Consider the following 19529-nt stretch of genomic DNA (forward strand, 5'->3'; position numbering starts at 1 on the left):
ATGGAGTTCAGCGTAAAAAGCGGTAGCCCGGAAAAACAACGCAGTGCCTGTATTGTAGTCGGCGTTTTCGAACCTCGCCGTCTGTCACCGATTGCCGAACAGCTCGATAAAATCAGTGATGGCTATATCAGTGCCCTGCTCCGCCGTGGCGAACTTGAAGGCAAAGTGGGCCAGACCCTGTTGCTGCATCATGTACCGAATATTCTTTCAGAACGCATTTTGCTGATTGGTTGTGGCAAAGAACGCGAACTGGATGAGCGCCAGTACAAACAGGTTATCCAGAAAACGATCAATACCCTGAACGACACCGGTTCTATGGAAGCCGTTTGCTTCCTCACCGAGCTGCACGTAAAAGGGCGCAATACTTACTGGAAAGTGCGCCAGGCGGTCGAAACCTCTAAAGAATCGCTTTATACCTTCGACCAGCTGAAAAGCAATAAAGTCGAACCTCGCCGTCCGCTGCGTAAAATGGTCTTCAACGTGCCAACCCGCCGTGAACTGACCAGCGGTGAGCGCGCCATCCAGCACGGTTTAGCCGTCTCCGCCGGTATCAAAGCCGCGAAAGATCTGGGCAATATGCCACCAAACATCTGTAACGCCGCTTATCTGGCGTCACAGGCGCGTCAGCTCGCCGACGCGTTCAGCACGAACATCACCACCCGCGTTATCGGCGAACAGCAGATGAAAGAGCTGGGGATGAACGCTTATCTGGCCGTCGGTCAGGGTTCGAAAAACGAATCGCTGATGTCGGTGATGGAATATAAGGGCAATCCTAATCCGGACGCTAAGCCTATCGTGCTCGTCGGCAAAGGCCTGACCTTCGATTCCGGCGGTATTTCCATCAAGCCCGCCGCGGATATGGATGAAATGAAGTACGACATGTGTGGTGCAGCCGCGGTGTATGGCGCAATGCGCGTCGTGGCTGAACTGAATTTGCCGCTCAACGTGATTGGCGTCCTCGCCGGCTGTGAAAACATGCCTGGCGGCCAGGCGTTCCGTCCGGGTGACATTTTGACGACAATGTCCGGCCAGACTGTCGAAGTGCTGAACACCGACGCTGAAGGCCGTCTGGTGCTGTGTGACGCGCTGACCTACGTCGAACGTTTCGATCCTGAGCTGGTGATTGACGTCGCCACGCTGACCGGTGCCTGCGTGATTGCCCTTGGTCATCACATCACCGGGTTGCTGTCGAACCACAATCCGCTGGCCCATGAGCTGATTGGCGCCTCTGAGCAGGCAGGTGACCGCGCATGGCGTCTGCCGCTGGCTGACGAATATCAGGAACAGCTGGATTCCAACTTTGCCGATATGGCAAACATTGGTGGCCGTGCAGGGGGTGCTATCACCGCCGGTTGCTTCCTGTCGCGCTTCACCCGTAAATACAGCTGGGCGCATCTGGACATCGCCGGTACTGCATGGCGTTCAGGGAAAAACAAAGGGGCGACAGGTCGCCCGGTCGCGCTGCTGTCACAGTTCCTGCTTAACCGTGCCGGTCTTGACGGTGATGAATGATCTGATTCACCCGGCAAATAAGGTATAATTTCATCCTCAGGGTTTGGCTCGCCAGACCCTTCACAGGCGGGCGCACCCAGTTGCGCCCCTGTTTTTTCTCAGCAGCACAGTGAACTCATCATGAAACAGGCAACCTTTTTTCTTCTCGATGCGCCGGATGCAAGTGGCGAGCTCAGCTCACACGAAGCGCTGGCCTGTCAGGTCGCCGCTGAACGTTACCGGATGGGCAAACGTGTCCTGCTGGCTTGTGAAAATCAACAACAGGCCGAGCGTCTGGATGAAGCACTCTGGAAGCGCGATCCGAGCCACTTTGTGCCGCACAATCTGGCGGGCGAAGGCCCGCGTTTTGGTGCACCGGTGGAGCTCTGCTGGCCAGGTAAGCGCGGCAATGCGCCTCGCGACCTGCTGATAAGCCTCCTGCCTGAGTTTGCAGATTTTGCTACTGCTTTCCATGAAGTGGTAGACTTCGTTCCTTACGAAGATTCCCTTAAACAACTTGCGCGCGAACGCTACAAAGCCTATCGCAGCGTGGGTTTCTCTTTGACGACGGCCACGCCGCCCTCCGTCACCACATCGACCGACGAAAATACGAAGCGAAATGGATAAGACATATAACCCGCAAGACATCGAGCAGCCGCTTTACGAGCACTGGGAACAACAGGGCTATTTCAAGCCACATGGTGATACCAGTAAAGAAAGCTTTGCCATCATGATCCCGCCGCCGAACGTTACCGGCAGCTTGCACATGGGTCATGCTTTCCAGCAAACCATCATGGACGCCATGATCCGCTATCAGCGCATGCAGGGCAAAAACACCCTGTGGCAGGCGGGCACCGACCATGCGGGTATCGCAACGCAAATGGTGGTTGAGCGTAAAATCGCGGCCGAAGAAGGCAAAACCCGTCACGACTATGGCCGTGAAGCGTTTATCAACAAAATCTGGGACTGGAAAGCAGAATCCGGCGGCACCATTACCCGCCAGATGCGCCGCCTCGGCGACTCCGTGGACTGGGAGCGCGAGCGCTTCACCATGGATGAAGGCCTGTCCAACGCCGTGCGCGAAGTGTTTGTTCGCCTGTACAAAGAAGACCTGATTTACCGTGGCAAACGCCTGGTGAACTGGGATCCGAAACTGCGCACCGCGATCTCCGACCTCGAAGTAGAAAACCGCGAATCTAAAGGTTCCATGTGGCACCTGCGTTATCCGCTGGCTGACGGCGCGAAAACTGCTGAAGGCAAAGATTATCTGGTGGTCGCCACCACACGTCCGGAAACCGTGCTCGGTGATACCGGCGTGGCGGTCAACCCGGAAGATCCGCGTTACAAAGATCTGATCGGCAAAGAGATCATTCTGCCGCTGGTGGGCCGTCGCATTCCTATTTTGGGCGATGAACACGCGGATATGGAAAAAGGCACCGGCTGCGTGAAGATCACGCCTGCGCATGACTTTAACGACTATGAAGTCGGTAAACGTCACGGCCTGCCGATGATCAACATCCTGACTTTCGATGGCGATATCCGCCAGACCGCTGAAGTATTCGATACGAACGGCGAAGAAAGTGATGCATGTGCCAATGATATCCCTGAGCAGTTCCGTGGCCTTGAGCGTTTTGCTGCGCGTAAAGCCGTGGTCGCAGCGTTTGATGAAGCGGGCCTGCTGGAAGAAGTTAAACCTCACGATCTGACCGTACCTTACGGCGACCGTGGCGGCGTGGTGATCGAGCCAATGCTGACCGACCAGTGGTACGTCCGTACCGCGCCGCTGGCGAAAGTGGCAGTAGAAGCCGTTGAGCAAGGTGAGATCCAGTTCGTGCCTAAACAGTACGAAAACATGTACTTCAGCTGGATGCGTGACATTCAGGACTGGTGTATTTCCCGTCAGCTGTGGTGGGGACACCGCATTCCGGCGTGGTATGACGCCGAAGGCAACGTTTTCGTTGGCCGCGACGAAGCGGAAGTGCGCAGCGAAAACAATCTGGGCGCAGACGTCGTGCTGACTCAGGACGAAGACGTGCTCGATACCTGGTTCTCTTCCGGCCTGTGGACTTTCTCCACGCTGGGCTGGCCAGAACAGACGCCTGATCTCAAAGCCTTCCACCCTTCAAGCGTGGTCGTGAGCGGCTTCGACATCATCTTCTTCTGGATCGCGCGCATGATCATGATGACCATGCACTTCGTGAAAGACGAAAACGGCAAGCCGCAGGTTCCGTTTAATACCGTTTACATGACCGGTCTTATCCGCGACGACGAAGGGCAGAAAATGTCCAAGTCCAAAGGTAACGTTATCGATCCGCTGGATATGATTGACGGTATCTCACTGGAAGACCTGCTGGAAAAACGTACCGGCAACATGATGCAGCCTCAGCTGGCGGAAAAAATCCGCAAGCGTACCGAGAAGCAATTCCCGAACGGTATCGAACCGCACGGCACCGACGCCCTGCGCTTCACGCTGGCGGCGCTGGCTTCTACTGGCCGTGACATCAACTGGGACATGAAGCGTCTTGAAGGTTACCGCAACTTCTGTAATAAGCTGTGGAACGCCAGCCGCTTCGTACTGATGAACACCGAAGATCAGGATTGTGGCCTGAACGGCGGCGAACTTGAGCTGTCACTGGCTGACCGCTGGATCCTCGCGGAATATAACCGCACGGTGAAAGCCTACCGTGACGCGATGGACAGCTATCGCTTCGATCTGGCTGCCAGCATTCTGTATGAATTCACCTGGAACCAGTTCTGCGACTGGTACCTGGAGCTGACCAAGCCGGTCATGAACGGCGGCAGCGAAGCACAACTGCGCGGTACCCGTCATACGCTGGTGGAAGTGCTGGAAGGTTTGCTGCGTCTTGCGCATCCGATCATTCCGTTCATCACTGAAACCATCTGGCAGCGCGTGAAAACGCTGAAAGGCATCACAGCTGAAACCATCATGCTGCAACCTTTCCCTGAGTTTGATGCGGCGAAAGCGGATGAACTGGCGCTGGCCGATCTCGAGTGGATCAAGCAGGCGATCATCGCAATCCGTAACGTGCGTGCCGAGATGAACCTGTCTCCGGCCAAGCCGCTGGAACTGCTGCTGCGCGGTGCAGGTGCGGATGCACAGCGTCGTGTGGAACAGAACCTGAGCTTTATTAAATCTCTGGCGCGTCTGGAATCCATCACCATTCTGCCTGCCGGCGACAAAGGCCCGGTGTCTGTCACCAAGCTGGTCGAAGGCGCGGAACTGCTGATCCCGATGGCAGGTCTGATCGACAAAGATGCTGAGCTGGCACGTCTCGACAAAGAGATCGCAAAACTCGACGGCGAGATTGCGTCCATCGAAGGCAAATTGTCTAACGAAGGTTTTGTCGCGCGTGCGCCAGAAGCCGTTGTCGCAAAAGAACGCGAACGTCTGGCAGCCTGCGGTGAAGCGAAACTCAAGATTGCAGAGCAGAAAGCCACGATTGCCGCGCTGTAAACTCACTAAAGCAAAATGATTAAGGCCGCGCAAGCGGCCTTTTTTTATGGGCGGCGAAACTCGTGTTTATCCGCTTCCCTGATATGTTCAGTCCGTGACTGCATCGCAGGGTGCGTACTCAGCCAGTCCGGCAACGTGCTGTCGTAGGTTTTTTCATTCTGCGCCTGCGCGGAGAGCAACATATAAATTTGCGCCATTTGCGCCAGCGACCGCCCTTCCCGCTTCATCTCTGCGATCGCCCAGTCATCCGCCTCGCGCTCCATGCTGCGCGAAAACTGCAATTCATTGGCAAGTGACGCCGTCTGAAGCAGCGTATCACCGATACCGCTGACATCTCCGGTCATCCACAGGAGCGTGAGTGACACCAGCGAAGAGCGCACCAGCATGCGCATCGGATGACGATATGCATGATGAGCCATTTCATGCAGCATGACTGCCGCCAGCGCATCATCCCCGGGGCTGAGTTCCACCAGCTTATCGCTGAGGATCAGCGTGCCATCCGCCAGCATAAACGCATTAGCGGTATCAGGAATATTCATCAGTTTCAGGCTGACCGGCGTTCGGTCATCGCGCAATGACGGCGGAGTCACCTGCCTGAACAGCGCCTGAAGTGCGCTCTGCCGGACATCGGGCAGCGCCGATGCCTGAAAATCGCTGGCTTTCAGAAGCGTCATCGTATGACGACCGAGGTTCTGCTCAATGGTGGTCGGAATTCGCAGCGCAATGGCATGACTGGCCCAGGGTAATAAACCGTAGACATAGAAGATAATCAGCAGGCAGGTCGACAGCAGCGCAAGGATGACACCGCGCTTGTGGCTTTCCATACGATAAACCCAGCCCGGCTTTCGATGCTGCGACAACCAGTGACGAAACGGCGCGTCATCGGAAGGCACAAAACGGCTGCCGTCGGGGAATGTGAGGAATAAAGGGATAGTGCCGAGCGCGTCAGAAACATCAATATCACGCAGCGAAAATCGAGTCTGCGATTCCGGGGTGTCCAGCGTCAGTTGCTGTCCTTCTTCTAAAAAGAGGCGGGCAGCCTCACGCGCTGCCCGTCCCGGAGGCTGATAAAAGCCTTCAATGATCATGCATTACATACCGACGCCAAGATCAAACGCCTGTGCAACTTCTTCGGCAACGGCCGTGTTAACAGAATCGCTGTGTGCCTGCACATCCAGCAGTGATAAATCGCCAGAAACAGCGGTCGATGCGGCGATGTAACGCGCCATACGCACATGCGCCACCGGCGTCGCCAGACCCAGTGAGAACACCACAATCAGCGCATTAGTCAACAGAAGCCCCAAGTAGGAGAGGGTTTTCATCGAGGAATGCAGCTTAACCCCGTTGCCAATCCGTGTCTGGTTAAAGACGTAATTACGGATAGCCACGACCTGATAACTGGCAACCACCAGGGAACCCACCAGCAGAATGACGATGGCAAGGAAGAAACCAAACAGATTGCCCATCAGCATCGCACTGGCCATTTCATCAGACATACCGCCCATCAGAGCCATCTGATACAGGGTGGTGATAAACGATCCCATCAGCCAGAAGGCGAAGATAAGGAATGGCAGGAATAATAAAATGCCCAGCAGGCTGTATTTAATAAATGCGGCTTTCTTTAATTCGGCACTGAATGCCGTCTTTCCAAAGAACATATTATTCACGTACAGGTCGTGGGTCATGGCGCTGATAATCCCCTGAACGGCAGCAATACCAGGGACTAAGGCGACAGCCACCAGCACCACGCTCAGTAATATTGCACTGATACTGGCTGTCTGAACTGCAATCAGAACGATGGCCACAATCGGAATATACAACGCCAGCATCAGCAGGATCGGACACAGGTACAGGGTCCAGTAAGCGCGCCCTGTTTTGCAGTGATAATTAAAACGCACACCACGGTAGCTGGTCATGATCGCATTGTAGCGCCAGCTGCGAATAATCACCCACGGCAGCAGGGCGAAAAAGGCCAGCACGAACAATAACGCCAGATGCGGCATTATTGCCGCCAGAATATAAAAGACAATGATCCCTGCAATCACCAGCAAACGGCCTTTCAATATTTGAATTGGCTTTGCGTGATAATCAAAACGATCACCGTTTATTTCAGTATTACCCAGAAAATAACGACGACGGCGCACTGTCGCCCATGCAGAATAAATCCCTAATGTGACAATGGTCAGTAATGCATTAACCAGCCAGATTGCGAAATATTCTCCGCCCTTACCATGAAAACGGACCTGATGCAGGTTGTCGTTGTGTTGATTATTATCAGACATTTTTATCTTTCGTCCTGAAAGGAATGAGAAACCGTCTCTCCTGTAATTAAGAAAGAGGCGTAGTGCTTTACATAACGATGAAGATTTAATCACGCTCCGGTACAAGGAGGCAACGAATTCTTTACAATTCAGATGAAAAAGACTCTCATTTGCGTTAAGGAATATGTCGCAGAGGGGACGGCAGCGTTGCGCCCACCCGCCCTTAAATGGTATTAAAACGGTCTGTATGATTGCCGATTATTGAAACTGAGTGAGTAACATGACGACCACCTTTCCTGTCAGCGTGCTGGTGCGCCCGATCCGCCCTGAAGATAATGCCGCTATCGCTAACGTGATCCGCCACGTTTCTGCCGAATTTGGCCTGACGGCTGACAAAGGCTATACCGTCGCTGATCCGAATTTAGATCATCTGTATGAAAGCTACAGCCAGCCGCGCTGTGCTTATTGGGTGGTGGAACTGGATGGCGTGGTGGCCGGTGGTGGCGGTATGGCACCGCTGTCAGGTGCAGAAGACGATTTGTGCGAGTTGCAGAAGATGTACTTCATGCCTTCTTTGCGCGGCCAGGGTCTGGCAAAACGTCTGGCATTACAGGCCATCGATCATGCGCGTCAGCAAGGGTTTGCCCGCTGCTATCTGGAAACCACCGCCAGCCTGACTCAGGCCATTGCCCTGTATGAACGCCTCGGCTTCCGGCACATTGATGGCGCAATGGGGAATACAGGTCACGTCGATTGCGAAGTGACGATGTTGAAATATCTCTGACACCGCTTTCGTTCTTTAATCGATCATTGCAAACAGGCGCCTCATGTTCACACACAAAGCCATTTCCGCGTTAAATGAACTGGAACTGACGGTCTATAACTACATCGTCAAAAATGGCGACAAAGTGATGTACATGACTATCCGCGAACTGGCGGATGCCGCAGGCGTGTCTACCACCACTGTTTTGCGCTTTTGTAAAAAGATGGATTGCGACGGTTACTCAGAATTTCGTATCCGTTTTAAGCTGTTTTTAGAACATGAAGAAAAGCCGCCGGTATCTTTTGGAATCAGTGAAATTATCAGCTATTTCAAAAGTATTAATAACAGCGAGTTTGATGAATTATTAGATCAGGCCGCAAAACAAATATCTGATGCCCAGCGCATTATATTTGTGGGCGTGGGAACGTCAGGATCACTCGGGAAATACAGCGCGCGTTTTTTCTCTAACGTTGGTAAATTCAGCACCTTTATTGACGACCCTTATTTCCCGATCAACAGCGATATGTATAAAGATGCCATCGCCATTATTCTTTCTGTTTCCGGTGAAACGGAAGAAGTGCTGCGCTTTGCCACACAGTTCAGCCAGCACAATTGCAAGATCATCAGCCTGACCAACAGCGAGAACTCCACGCTGGCGCGCATGGCAGACCTCAACATCTCATACCACATGCCGCAAATCGTGCTTGAAGGTCAATATAATATTACTACGCAGATCCCGGTACTTTATATTATTGAAACTATCGGCAAGAAACTTCCGTTAATAAAACGTGACGCAGCGCAATGAAAAAACAGGGTGTTTTTACGTTGTGACATATTCCTAATCTTGTTTTTTGTTATATCGTGACTTCATCCTTTCTTTTGCTACACTCCTGCCAGCGATTAAAAAAATAAAACTCATCTCTGTACACCCCGGCAGGAGAATAATAAATAATGGCCATTGATTACGCACAAACAGCCCAGGATATTGTTAAATATATCGGCGGCAATGCTAATGTGATTAGCATCACACATTGCGCGACCCGTTTACGTTTTGTTCTGAAAGATAATAAAGCCGTCGATAAAGAAGAATTAAAACGTGTAAAAGGCGTGATCACAGTGATTGAGGCCGGTGGCCAGATGCAGGTGGTGATCGGCAACCACGTCAGTGATGCCTATAAACAGGTATTACAACTGATCGACATCGATGAAAACGCACCTGTTTCAGCGCCAAACGTCGGTATCGTCAGCCGGGTTATGGACGTCATCTCCAGCATTTTTACCCCGTTCCTTTATCAGCTCGCCGCCTGCGGTATTTTACAGGGGATCATCTCCTTCCTTGCCGCTGTCGGGATTATGGATGCGAACAGCGGCACCTACCGTATTCTCAACTTTGTGTCGTGGACGGCGTTTACTTTCCTGCCGGTGATGATTGCCTTCACCGCCGCCAAAAAATTCAACGTGAACCCTTTCACCGCCGTGATTACGGCCTGCGCGCTGATCAGCCCTGATTACATGAACATGCTGACGGCGTTCAAGATCACCTCAATCAACTCCGCTGACCCGGCCATGCAGCAACTGATGCGCGAAGCGGTGAGCAATCCTGATATCGCCAACATTCTGCAAAACGTGGTCGGCATTCCGGTTTCTGCACCGACGCTGGATTTCCTCGGTATTCCGGTGAAATACCTGAGTTACACCGCCTCCGTTATCCCGATCATTCTGATGGTCTGGGCGATGTCGTACATCGAGCACTTCTTTAATAAAGTGCTGCCGGTGGTTATCCGTAACCTGTTCACCCCCATGTTCTGTATCGCCATTATGGTGCCGATGACCCTGCTGGTGTTCGGCCCGGTCGGTAACATGATCGGCGGCGCGATCGGCGGCGTTTATAATTATCTCTATCACCTCAGCCCGATCATTGCCGGTTTCGTGGTCGGCGCCTTCTGGCAACCGCTGGTCACGCTGGGCGTTCACTGGGGCATTACGCCGGTGACCGTCGGCAACTACGCGACCTTGGGTTATGACACTTTTACCGGCCTGCAGGCTTCCGCCGTCTTCGCGATGACCGGCAGCATGTTCGGCGTGTACCTGAAAACCCGCAGCCGTGAAATGAAAGGCATCTCGCTCTCCGCCGGCGTGACCGGTCTGTTTGGCATCACTGAACCGGCCATTTACGGTGTGGCGCTGCGCCTGAAAAAACCGTTCCTGTGCAGCTGCGTTGCGGGCGGTATCGGCGGCGCGATAGCCGGTTCCTTTAATGCGGTGTCATGGAGCTACTGCCTGCCGGGTATCGCCGTGCTGCCGGTGTTCTTTAAAGAAGGCCACATGCCGCAGTTCCTTGGCTTCCTGCTGTCGATAAGCGTGGCCTTTGTTCTCGGTGCGCTCTTCACCTGGCTGGTCGGCTTCAAAGACGAGCCCGATGTGGTAGCCACCAAAAAGGTACAGGCGGAATCCCGGCGTGCCGCGCAGGCGGAAATGAATTAAATCTGACATTACGATCTACAGGGCAGAAGCAATCTGCCCTCATCAAGTATCCAGGGAGAATCAAATGAGTCATCAGTTACCGAAAGATTTCTTGTGGGGCGGCGCGGTAGCGGCGCATCAGGTTGAAGGCGGCTGGAACAAAGGCGGCAAAGGCATCAGCATCTGCGACGTGCTTTCCGGCGGCGCACACGGCGTTGACCGCGTGATGACCGACGGCGTGCTGGAGGGTTACAGTTATCCAAACCACGAAGCCGTCGATTTCTACTCGCACTACAAAGAAGATATCGCGCTGTTCGCTGAGATGGGCTTCAAATGCTTCCGCACCTCGATTGCGTGGACGCGCATCTTCCCGAACGGTGACGAATTACAGCCTAACGAAGCCGGTCTGCAATTCTACGATGATATGTTTGATGAACTACTCAAACACAATATCGAGCCGGTCATTACCCTTTCTCACTTTGAGATGCCGTGGCATCTGGTGAAAGAATATGGCGGCTGGAAAAACCGTCAGGTGGTGGATTTCTTTGTGCGTTTCAGCCAGGTGGTCATGGAGCGTTACAAAGGCAAGGTCAAATACTGGATGACCTTCAACGAGATCAACAACCAGCGCAACTGGAAGTACCCGTTGTTCGGTTATTGCTGCTCCGGCGTGGTGTTTACCGAGCAGGAAAATCCGGAAGAAACTATGTATCAGGTGCTGCATCATCAGTTCGTTGCCAGTGCCAAAGTGGTCAAACTCGGCCATGCCATTAATCCTGATTTCAAAATCGGCTGCATGATCGCCATGGTGCCGCTTTATCCGTTCTCCTGCCATCCGGACGACGTGATGTATTCCGTCGAAGCGATGCACGAACGCTTCCTGTTCAGCGACGTGCATATGCGCGGTTACTACCCGGCATATGCGCTGAAAGAGTGGGAACGTCGCGGTTTCAATATCAAAATGGAAGACGGCGATCTTCAGGCGCTGCGCGACGGCTGTGCCGATTACATCGGGCTGAGTTATTACATGAGCAACGCAATTTCGGCGCACAACCCGAGCGACGATAACGGCCTGTCCGGCTTTGCGGGCAGCGTGCCGAATCCACATGTGAAGGCATCCGACTGGGGCTGGCAGATTGATCCTGTCGGTCTGCGTTACACCCTGAATATCTTGTACGAACGTTATCAGAAGCCGCTGTTTATCGTTGAAAATGGCTTTGGCGCAATCGACAAAGCCGGTGAAGACGGCGTCATTCACGACGATTACCGTATCGCCTATCTGAAAGCGCACATCGTGCAGATGAAAAAAGCCGTGCTGGAAGATGGCGTGGATCTGATGGGCTACACGCCATGGGGCTGCATCGACTGCGTGTCGTTCACCACTGGCCAGTACAGCAAACGTTACGGCTTCATTCACGTCGATAAAAACGACGACGGCACCGGCACGATGGCGCGCTCTAAAAAAGAGAGCTTCGGCTGGTATCAGAAAGTGATTGGCAGTAACGGTGAAGTGCTTTAAGAAGAGAACAGCCAGCTCCCGCGAGCTGGCTTTTTTATGGCTATCGGCCGCTCATCGAAAAATAGGCAAACTCGCTGTAGCCCGCTTCAGCATTGATAGCAGAGGCCGCCGAGTAAAGGCCAATTTTCGCCCCCACCCATTTCCCTGCTGAAATTGAAAATTGAGGTTCAACAGCTTTCCACTCTTCCGTTTCGACCTGCCTGAAGGAAAAATGACAAACGCCACGTGACAATACATCCGCCCTGATGAACACCGCCTCATGACCAGTGAGCGTTGCCAGCACGGTTCTTTTCTGGCTCAGAACGCCTTTATCGCTCATCCACCCGAAATCGAACACCAGCACCCACCCGCCATTCTGCTGACACACCGAAACCGCTGCGTATCTCTCGCCATACACAATCAAACCGCTTTGCTCACCGTCATGGTTAAAATGCGGTATCAGACGGGTGGTCACCGTGAATTCAGGGGCGGAGAGTTTCTGCAAAAGCAGTTGCGGCGTGTCATACAAAGACCGTGCGCCATAAGGCTGGCAGGCCAGTTTCAGGCCAGTCGTCGACGGGATTATCCAGTCTGGCTGCGGGTTCGCCTGCCACTGCCATTGCAGGCCAAAGCGCCCGTCGGCAAAACTGTCCGACGTTTGCGGAACGTATGGCATTTCCTGAGCGTATGCAGCAGGTTTTGTGTACACCGATACCGGCTGCCCCAGCCCTTCGGCATTGATTTCTTCGCCGATCTCCGGCCAGTCATCGCCATTCCAGCGCATCGGTTGCAGGTGCACTATCCGGCCATTGTGTGCGGCATCCTGAAAATGAACAAACCAGCATTCGCCGTTTTTCAGTTCCACCCAGCCGCCCTGGTGAGGGCCATTCACGGTCGTGATGCCCTGATGTAAAACATCGCGCGCCTCAAACGGGCCGCTCAACTGGCGGGAGCGTAATACGGTCTGCCAGCCACTTTCAACGCCGCCGGCAGGGGCAAAAATATAATACCAGCCATGACGCCGGTAGATTTTGGGCCCTTCGATAGTCGGATGGGAAACCGCGCCATCGAAAATGATTTTACCCTCATCGAGCAGGGACGTGGCGTCCGGGGACATTTCGCAAAGCTGTAGCTGATGCTTGATTCCGGAACGACTGTAGGCGAATGCATGAACCAGCCACGCCCGCCCGTCCTCATCCCAGAACGGACAAGGGTCGATCCAGCCTCTCACCGCTTTAATACACTGCGGCTCGCTCCATTCTTTGGCCGGGTCTTCGGCATAAGACATAAAAATGCCTTCATCGGGCATGCTGTAAAACACCCGGAACAGCCCGTTGTGATAACGAATACTCGGCGCCCAGATCCCTTTACCAGGCTGCATGCTGTCGTATGCCGGCGAGTTAATCCGCTGCACGACGTGATTAATGATTTTCCAGTTCACCAGATCGGTTGAATGAAGAACGGGCAGGCCCGGAATATGGTTAAAACTCGAGGCCACCATATAAATATCGTCGCCCACACAAACAATATCCGGGTCCGAATAATCCGCATGCAAAACAGGATTCTGATAACGCCCGTCACCCAAATCTGCGCACCAGCCAGCGTGGTTAATCTTCTCCATATTCATCTCCCCTTATTTGACCGCCATCACAGGCGCCAGATTACCGGCTGCGTTTTCCTGCTCGCGGGCAATATCACCGCTGCGTTTCGCCAGATCCGTCTGAATATTCTTCATCGTGGCATCATCGAGTTTGTAGAAGCGGGCAAGGAAATAGAGGATCAGATAGGACACTGAAGGTCCGACGGTCAGCAGACCGATGATGCCGGTCGTTGCCAGCGCGGTTTGGGTTTCTGCACCAGCGTGATAACCGAACCAGCCGAGTGAGAACCCGACAAACGCTCCGGCAAAGGCCATCCCAAGTTTTAACGCGAACAGATTCCCGGAGAAAGAGAGGCCGGTGATGCGCCGCCCCGTTTTCCACTCACCATAATCCGCTGCATTGGCCATCATGTTCCATTTAAACGGCTGGTACATCTGGTGTAAAAAACCAATGATGAAATACAACGGGAAAATCACCGGCAGGAATTTCGGCGGTACGAAAAACATCACGACGCCCGTCAGAACCAGCAGCAGGTTGATATTTTTAAACATCGCCAGCGTGCTGAACCGTTTGGCAAAATACCCCGCCGCCATCGCCCCGAATATCGTGCCGACCACGCTGGTGGTAATAAACGTACTTTTCATCGCCGTACCGCTGACCAGACTCTGGCCCTTATCCAGCATCAGATACGTCGCGTAATACAACGTGGCGGAACTGCGCATCACTCCGGCCATACTGGAGAAAAAGGTGATAATCGCGACAATACGCCACTGATCGTTCGCCAGCAGATTTTTCAAATCACTCATCACCGATACCTGACGGGTATCCTCCGCCGTGATGCGTTCTTTGGTGAAACAAAAACAGAACACCAGCATACACACCGCAATCGCGCCCATCACCGCCATCGTCGCCTGATATCCGGCCTGCTGATTCTCTTTACCAAAATAATCCACCAGCCACAAAGTGCCGACAGAAACCAGTAAACCCGCCAGAGAGGAAATCGTGAACCGGTAGGATTGTGCAGAAAGACGGTCTTTATCATCCGTAGTAATCACGCCACCCAACGCGCAGTAAGGAATATTGATAAAGGTGTAACACAGCATCAGCAGCGAATAAGTAATGTAGGCATAAAGCAGTTTTCCGGAATGACCAAAATCAGGCGTGGTGAACGTCATCACCGCCAGCACGGCATAAGGAATGGCGAACCAAATCAGCCACGGGCGAAAATGCCCCCAGCGGGTTTTCACGCGGTCCGCAACAATACCGGTGAGCGGATCGCTGACGGCATCCAGAATGCGTGTGACCAGAAACATCACCCCGACCGCTGCTGCGGAAAGCCCGTAGATATCGGTATAAAAGTAGGTCAGAAACATCGTGACGGAGGAATAAACGATCCCGCAAGCGGCGTCTCCCATACCAAAACCAAGTTTTTCTATAACAGACAATTTCTTTACGGCTGCCATAATCTGACTCCACACCATGAGGTAGAATATCTTTCAGAATTGGTATGTTAACTTTTGGCAGGTGCGTTGAATTTAACCATATTTCACTTAGGGTTTATGAAATTTGCTTAATGCGAAGGGAGTCACAAAGGGGGGCTGTCATGCACAAACAAAAAAGGCCACCGTCTCCGGCAGCCTTTTCTTTCTTCATGAATCGAAATTCAGAAGCCTGACTCAATCAATGACGTTTGCCGTCATCATCTTCGTCGATGAAATCTTCGTCTTCGCCTTCTTCACCTTCTTCGTCGTCGTCGCCTTCGAAGTAAGTGCCCCAGCCGTCGTAGTTAACGCCGTTGGTTTCGGCCAGATTCATCAGTTGCTCAACCTGTGCGTCGATAAGCTCTGCATTTAGCGCCACTTCGCTAATCACGTCACAGCACATCATGACAGTACCGTCTTCAGCTTCCAGCTCTTCCGGGTCGGAAACTTCATAACCCAGTTTGAAAGCTTCTACGACCGCTTTCTCCAGAACTTCGAACTTTTCTGAAGATAAGTGGTGTTCAATGGTGTAAAGCGCGTCAGGATCGCTGCCATCGTCCAGCAGCTCTTCGATGATTAAGCGAGTTTCTTCACGTTGTTCTTCCAGCAATTCACGGTTTGCCATTTCTCAGTCCTCAATCAATTTGACGTTTGTACGCTATTTTCACACACCATAGAGCGCGCCTCCACTATTAAAGAGAAAGTTTTCTCTGCGGGGTTGTAATTGCATATTCATACATATAAATTGAATTTTAATTCAATCCGAAATGCTTACGCGCTATGGAGCGACATCATGAGTTTGTTGAGTAAACGTCATTTTCTCAGGTTACTGGATTTTACCCCGTCAGAGATTTCGTCCCTGCTGACACTCTCCGCTGAACTGAAAGCGGCAAAGAAAAATGGCACTGAGAAAGCCCGCCTGCAAGGCAAAAACATCGCGCTCATCTTCGAAAAAGACTCAACCCGCACACGATGCTCTTTCGAAGTTGCCGCATATGACCAGGGGGCAAAAGTCACTTATCTCGGCCCCAGTGGCAGCCAGATCGGCCATAAAGAATCGATGAAAGACACCGCCCGCGTACTGGGCAGGATGTACGACGGTATTCAGTATCGTGGCTACGGTCAGGATAAAGTGGAAACGCTGGCGGAATATTCTGGCGTGCCGGTATGGAATGGCTTAACCAATGAATTTCACCCGACGCAGCTGCTGGCCGACCTGCTGACCATGCAGGAGCATCTGCCAAATCAGCCGCTCAAAGGGATGCGCCTGGCGTATCTGGGCGACACACGCAACAATATGGGCAACTCGCTGCTGGAAGCTGCCGCGCTGTGCGGGCTGGATTTACGCCTTGTGGCACCGTCAGTATGCTGGCCCGATGCCGAACTGGTCGCGACCTGTCAACATCTCGCAAATGAAAATGGCGGCACTATCACGCTCACCGAAGACATTGCTACCGGCGTGAAAGATGCGGATTTCCTCTATACCGACGTCTGGGTGTCGATGGGTGAACCGAAAGAGGCCTGGAAGGAGCGCATCAACCTGCTGCGCCCTTATCAGGTGAACAGCGCGATGCTGGCGCTGACCGGCAATCCTGACGTGAAATTCCTGCACTGTCTGCCTGCGTTCCATGATGATCAGACCACACTCGGCAAACAAATGGCCGAAGAATACGGTTTGCAGGGCGGTATGGAGGTCACTGACGACGTCTTTGAGTCCCGCCACAGCGTCGTGTTCGATCAGGCGGAAAACCGTCTGCACACCATTAAAGCCGTCATGGTTGCCACACTCGGCACAGAATAAACTCCACGGCATCATCCCGATTTTTTTGCGGATGATGCCGCCTTTTTCCTCCAGAATTCTCCGTTATCCCCCCTTTTGTCGCCACAGCCGGTCATTTTCAACTAACCTTTTTAAAGCGCTTTCGTTTTATCGCCTTTGTCAGAAAAACAGAAATGCAGTGAGAAGGAACCGATATGAGCTCAGTAAATCTTGAGTATGTCCTGCGGCTGGAAAGCCTCTTAAGCAGGATTTACCCCAGGGAACACATCGCCGATCTGCTGAAAAAGATTCTGCATCTCGCCAACAAATGGGATTACGGCAAACACCGCACCACCGGCTGGGTGGACGGTACGAATATTTATCTGATTACTTATGGCGACAATATCCGCCAGGGCGAGCAACCGCCGCTGGCGACGCTGAATCATTTTGCTAACACCTATTTGCGCGACATTATCAGCGACATCCATATTTTGCCGATGTACCCGTACAGCTCGGATGACGGCTTCAGCGTGATCGACTACCGGCGAATCGACGAAAATCTCGGAGGATGGTCTGACATTCACCACCTGTCAGAGAACTTTAATCTGATGTTCGACTGCGTGATTAATCACATCTCGCGTTCGAGCGACTGGATGAAAGGCTATCTGCACGACGATCCCTATTACAAAGGGTATTTCATCGACGCCAACCCTGAACTCGATTACAGCCGGGTTGTGCGCCCGCGCGCTTCGCCGCTGCTCTCTCCCTTTATCAAAGCCGACGGCACCGAGCTGTACCTGTGGACAACCTTCAGCGAAGATCAGGTGGACATTAATTTCAAAAATCCGCAGGTCCTGCTGGAAAGCATCGACGTGCTGCTGCAATACGCGGCCAGCGGCGGGCAGTCGATTCGCCTCGATGCCATCGGGTATATCTGGAAGGAAGCCGGAACCTCCTGTATTCACCTGCCACAGGCGCACAACATCATCAAAGTGTGGCGCACGATTCTGGATGAAGTGATCCCCGGCACGCGGCTGATTACCGAAACCAACGTTCCGCATCACGAAAACATCAGTTATTTCGGTGAAGGCGATGAGGCGCACATGGTGTATCAGTTCCCGCTGCCGCCGCTGACGCTGCATGCATTTTTACGCGAAGACACCACCACACTCACCCGCTGGGCACAGAGCCTGAATGCCGAAGCGCGCTACCCTGACACCACGTATTTCAACTTCCTCGCCAGCCACGACGGGATCGGCCTGCGCCCGACAGAAACCTTTCTCAGCGATGAAGAACGCAAATACATGGCGCAGGAAACGCTGCGCAAAGAGGGGCGCGTCTCCTACAAAGACAACGGCGATGGCACCCATTCTCCTTATGAACTGAATATCAATTACCTGAGCGCACTGACCGAGCCGGAAGATAGCGTCGAAATGAAAGCGCGCAAGTTCCTGGCGGCGCAGGCGCTGTTGTTGTCGTTCATCGGCGTTCCGGCGATTTATATCCACAGCCTGCTGGGCAGCGAAAACGATCTCGACGGCATGCATCAGTCCGGGATCAACCGGCGCATCAACCGTAAAAAGCTGGATCTGAGTAAAATTGAGGCCGAACTGGAAAAGAAAGACAGTTTGCCCGCGCGGGTTTTCGAGGGCTTACAGGCACTGATAAGGCACCGGCGCGCCCATCCGGCGTTCTCGCCACAGGCTGGTCAGCGGGTGTTTGACCTCGGGAAATCGCTGTTTGCCATGGAACGCTATGATCCGAAAACAGAAGACCGCATAACCTGCGTGTTTAACATCAGCAGCCGTTCACAGGTGCTGAAACTGGCGGTAGAAGGCAAGGATCTGATTGGCGGGGACGTGTTTAACGGGCAGACGCGCCTCCAGCCGTGGCAGGTGGTGTGGATCAAACACAAACTGAAAGCGCCAGAACGCCTCGGAAGACTGCGTCGCTGGCGGATGAAATTGTTTAAACGTACTAAACGTCAGCCTGCAGAGCGTTAAGCGGGTAAGACGCTGGCGTCCATTTTCACCACGGCTTTGCGCACGTTGGCCGGTTCGCCAACGGCGCACAGCGGTTTATGCACTTCGCCCGGATAAAACACCACGAAATCGCCGGTCTGCATGATCATGGTTTTTTCCTGTTCACCGGCAGCCAGAAACGCGATGTCCTTGTCGGCCAGCCAGTCGGTGTCAACGTACCCTGCCGGTAAGTTGCTGAAAGTCATGCCTTCAGTCCCATTGAGGATAATCTGAATATCCAGATAACGCGCATGAAATTCGGCGCGGCGTTCTGCCTGAGGTGCCGTTGAATCATTGGAAATCAGCACGAAAACGTCATCGCCACAGATATCGTGTTTACCCAGCGGGGTATCGGCGTTGATGTTCTGTTTGACGAATTCGATCGCTTCTCGCAGCGCGGCAGGCAGATAGGGGATTAAATGTAACTGATGAATATTACCGGTAATCATGATTTTCCCTTTGCTGTAGTAAAAATGAAATGATGTTTCAATGTGGGAACATGATAATGCACTCTTGCCCTGCGCCCCTTGATCCAGTTAACACTTTTTGCCTGCGGATCCGGCCACAGCCAAACGTTTGCCTGCGGGCGATTTTCCGCTTGATGTCGCCGGTTACGCGCGTATAATGCGCCACAATTTGCCGGGAGAACCCATGAACATTTGCCACGTTTTGCGCTCAGACGATCGACCAGACACCGTGCCATCAGGCAGCCCGCT

General features: G+C 53.0%; 15 protein-coding genes. 9 read left to right on the top strand and 6 right to left on the bottom strand.

Annotated elements, in window-relative coordinates; translation table 11 throughout:
• From pepA to ACO0U8_RS08415, 3 genes are all read left to right on the top strand, one after another.
• Positions 1–1512, top strand: coding sequence for a leucyl aminopeptidase (gene pepA, locus ACO0U8_RS08405; protein WP_056776547.1), 1512 nt, complete (start codon positions 1–3; stop codon positions 1510–1512).
• 120 nt (positions 1513–1632) lie between these two features.
• The gene (locus tag ACO0U8_RS08410) at positions 1633–2118 is read left to right on the top strand and encodes a DNA polymerase III subunit chi (protein WP_421670605.1); all 486 of its coding nucleotides are present in this window, start codon (positions 1633–1635) and stop codon (positions 2116–2118) included.
• A complete protein-coding gene (locus ACO0U8_RS08415; protein WP_122094371.1) occupies positions 2111–4966 on the top strand; it encodes a valine--tRNA ligase in 2856 nt (951 codons plus the stop codon). Before ACO0U8_RS08410 ends, ACO0U8_RS08415 begins: the two co-directional genes overlap by 8 nt.
• Before the next feature lie 44 nt (positions 4967–5010).
• Here ACO0U8_RS08415 and ACO0U8_RS08420 read toward each other — a convergent pair whose 3' ends face one another.
• Together ACO0U8_RS08420 and ACO0U8_RS08425 are read right to left on the bottom strand one after the other, a co-directional pair.
• Positions 5011–6054, bottom strand: a complete 1044-nt coding sequence (locus ACO0U8_RS08420; RefSeq protein ID WP_421670606.1) for a M48 family metallopeptidase — start codon at positions 6052–6054, stop codon at positions 5011–5013.
• A gap of 3 nt (positions 6055–6057) precedes the next feature.
• Complete coding sequence (locus ACO0U8_RS08425; RefSeq protein ID WP_183848437.1) at positions 6058–7248, bottom strand: YjgN family protein; 1191 nt, start codon at positions 7246–7248, stop codon at positions 6058–6060.
• 259 nt (positions 7249–7507) lie between these two features.
• Here ACO0U8_RS08425 and ACO0U8_RS08430 point away from each other — a divergent pair, with 259 nt between their 5' ends.
• From ACO0U8_RS08430 to ACO0U8_RS08445, 4 genes are all read left to right on the top strand, one after another.
• Positions 7508–8011 (top strand): GNAT family N-acetyltransferase, encoded by a 504-nt coding sequence (locus ACO0U8_RS08430; protein ID WP_421670607.1) that lies wholly within the window; start codon positions 7508–7510, stop codon positions 8009–8011.
• Between the two features lie 43 nt (positions 8012–8054).
• Complete coding sequence (locus ACO0U8_RS08435) at positions 8055–8795, top strand: MurR/RpiR family transcriptional regulator (RefSeq protein ID WP_136375479.1); 741 nt, start codon at positions 8055–8057, stop codon at positions 8793–8795.
• A 146-nt stretch (positions 8796–8941) separates the two neighbouring features.
• Positions 8942–10474, top strand: a complete 1533-nt coding sequence (locus ACO0U8_RS08440) for a PTS transporter subunit EIIC (protein ID WP_056776524.1) — start codon at positions 8942–8944, stop codon at positions 10472–10474.
• Positions 10475–10538: 64 nt separating this feature from the next.
• Positions 10539–11972: a 6-phospho-beta-glucosidase gene (locus ACO0U8_RS08445; RefSeq protein ID WP_183848428.1), complete on the top strand. Its 1434-nt coding sequence runs from the start codon at positions 10539–10541 to the stop codon at positions 11970–11972.
• A gap of 40 nt (positions 11973–12012) precedes the next feature.
• Here the strand turns inward: ACO0U8_RS08445 and ACO0U8_RS08450 are convergent, their stop codons facing one another.
• From ACO0U8_RS08450 to rraB, 3 genes are all read right to left on the bottom strand, one after another.
• Positions 12013–13572: a glycoside hydrolase 43 family protein gene (locus ACO0U8_RS08450; protein WP_421670608.1), complete on the bottom strand. Its 1560-nt coding sequence runs from the start codon at positions 13570–13572 to the stop codon at positions 12013–12015.
• 12 nt (positions 13573–13584) lie between these two features.
• On the bottom strand, positions 13585–15015 hold the full coding sequence (locus tag ACO0U8_RS08455) for a glycoside-pentoside-hexuronide (GPH):cation symporter (protein WP_421670609.1): 1431 nt from the start codon (positions 15013–15015) through the stop codon (positions 13585–13587).
• A gap of 217 nt (positions 15016–15232) precedes the next feature.
• The gene (gene rraB / locus ACO0U8_RS08460) at positions 15233–15658 is read right to left on the bottom strand and encodes a ribonuclease E inhibitor RraB (RefSeq protein ID WP_056776511.1); all 426 of its coding nucleotides are present in this window, start codon (positions 15656–15658) and stop codon (positions 15233–15235) included.
• 168 nt (positions 15659–15826) lie between these two features.
• On the opposite strand from rraB, the gene argF reads away from it, so the two are divergent.
• On the top strand, positions 15827–16834 hold the full coding sequence (gene argF, locus ACO0U8_RS08465; protein WP_056776508.1) for an ornithine carbamoyltransferase: 1008 nt from the start codon (positions 15827–15829) through the stop codon (positions 16832–16834).
• Between the two features lie 173 nt (positions 16835–17007).
• Complete coding sequence (locus ACO0U8_RS08470; RefSeq protein WP_183848422.1) at positions 17008–18795, top strand: sugar phosphorylase; 1788 nt, start codon at positions 17008–17010, stop codon at positions 18793–18795.
• Here the strand turns inward: ACO0U8_RS08470 and ACO0U8_RS08475 are convergent.
• Positions 18792–19262: a YhcH/YjgK/YiaL family protein gene (locus ACO0U8_RS08475; protein ID WP_421670610.1), complete on the bottom strand. Its 471-nt coding sequence runs from the start codon at positions 19260–19262 to the stop codon at positions 18792–18794. The two genes, ACO0U8_RS08470 and ACO0U8_RS08475, sit on opposite strands and share 4 nt — an antisense overlap.
• Positions 19263–19529: the final 267 nt, after the last annotated feature.

The sequence above is a fragment of the Rahnella sp. EDr1-12 genome (assembly GCF_049206505.1).
Lineage (GTDB): Bacteria > Pseudomonadota > Gammaproteobacteria > Enterobacterales > Enterobacteriaceae > Rahnella > Rahnella rivi.

Coding starts and splice junctions, on each gene's coding strand:
- ACO0U8_RS08425 (WP_183848437.1), bottom strand. CDS start 7,248: ATGTCTGATAATAATCAACACAACGACAACCTGCATCAGGTCCGTTTT.
- rraB (WP_056776511.1), bottom strand. CDS start 15,658: ATGGCAAACCGTGAATTGCTGGAAGAACAACGTGAAGAAACTCGCTTA.
- ACO0U8_RS08440 (WP_056776524.1), top strand. CDS start 8,942: ATGGCCATTGATTACGCACAAACAGCCCAGGATATTGTTAAATATATC.
- ACO0U8_RS08430 (WP_421670607.1), top strand. CDS start 7,508: ATGACGACCACCTTTCCTGTCAGCGTGCTGGTGCGCCCGATCCGCCCT.
- ACO0U8_RS08455 (WP_421670609.1), bottom strand. CDS start 15,015: ATGGCAGCCGTAAAGAAATTGTCTGTTATAGAAAAACTTGGTTTTGGT.
- pepA (WP_056776547.1), top strand. CDS start 1: ATGGAGTTCAGCGTAAAAAGCGGTAGCCCGGAAAAACAACGCAGTGCC.
- ACO0U8_RS08445 (WP_183848428.1), top strand. CDS start 10,539: ATGAGTCATCAGTTACCGAAAGATTTCTTGTGGGGCGGCGCGGTAGCG.
- ACO0U8_RS08475 (WP_421670610.1), bottom strand. CDS start 19,262: ATGATTACCGGTAATATTCATCAGTTACATTTAATCCCCTATCTGCCT.
- ACO0U8_RS08410 (WP_421670605.1), top strand. CDS start 1,633: ATGAAACAGGCAACCTTTTTTCTTCTCGATGCGCCGGATGCAAGTGGC.
- ACO0U8_RS08420 (WP_421670606.1), bottom strand. CDS start 6,054: ATGATCATTGAAGGCTTTTATCAGCCTCCGGGACGGGCAGCGCGTGAG.
- ACO0U8_RS08435 (WP_136375479.1), top strand. CDS start 8,055: ATGTTCACACACAAAGCCATTTCCGCGTTAAATGAACTGGAACTGACG.
- argF (WP_056776508.1), top strand. CDS start 15,827: ATGAGTTTGTTGAGTAAACGTCATTTTCTCAGGTTACTGGATTTTACC.
- ACO0U8_RS08470 (WP_183848422.1), top strand. CDS start 17,008: ATGAGCTCAGTAAATCTTGAGTATGTCCTGCGGCTGGAAAGCCTCTTA.
- ACO0U8_RS08450 (WP_421670608.1), bottom strand. CDS start 13,572: ATGGAGAAGATTAACCACGCTGGCTGGTGCGCAGATTTGGGTGACGGG.
- ACO0U8_RS08415 (WP_122094371.1), top strand. CDS start 2,111: ATGGATAAGACATATAACCCGCAAGACATCGAGCAGCCGCTTTACGAG.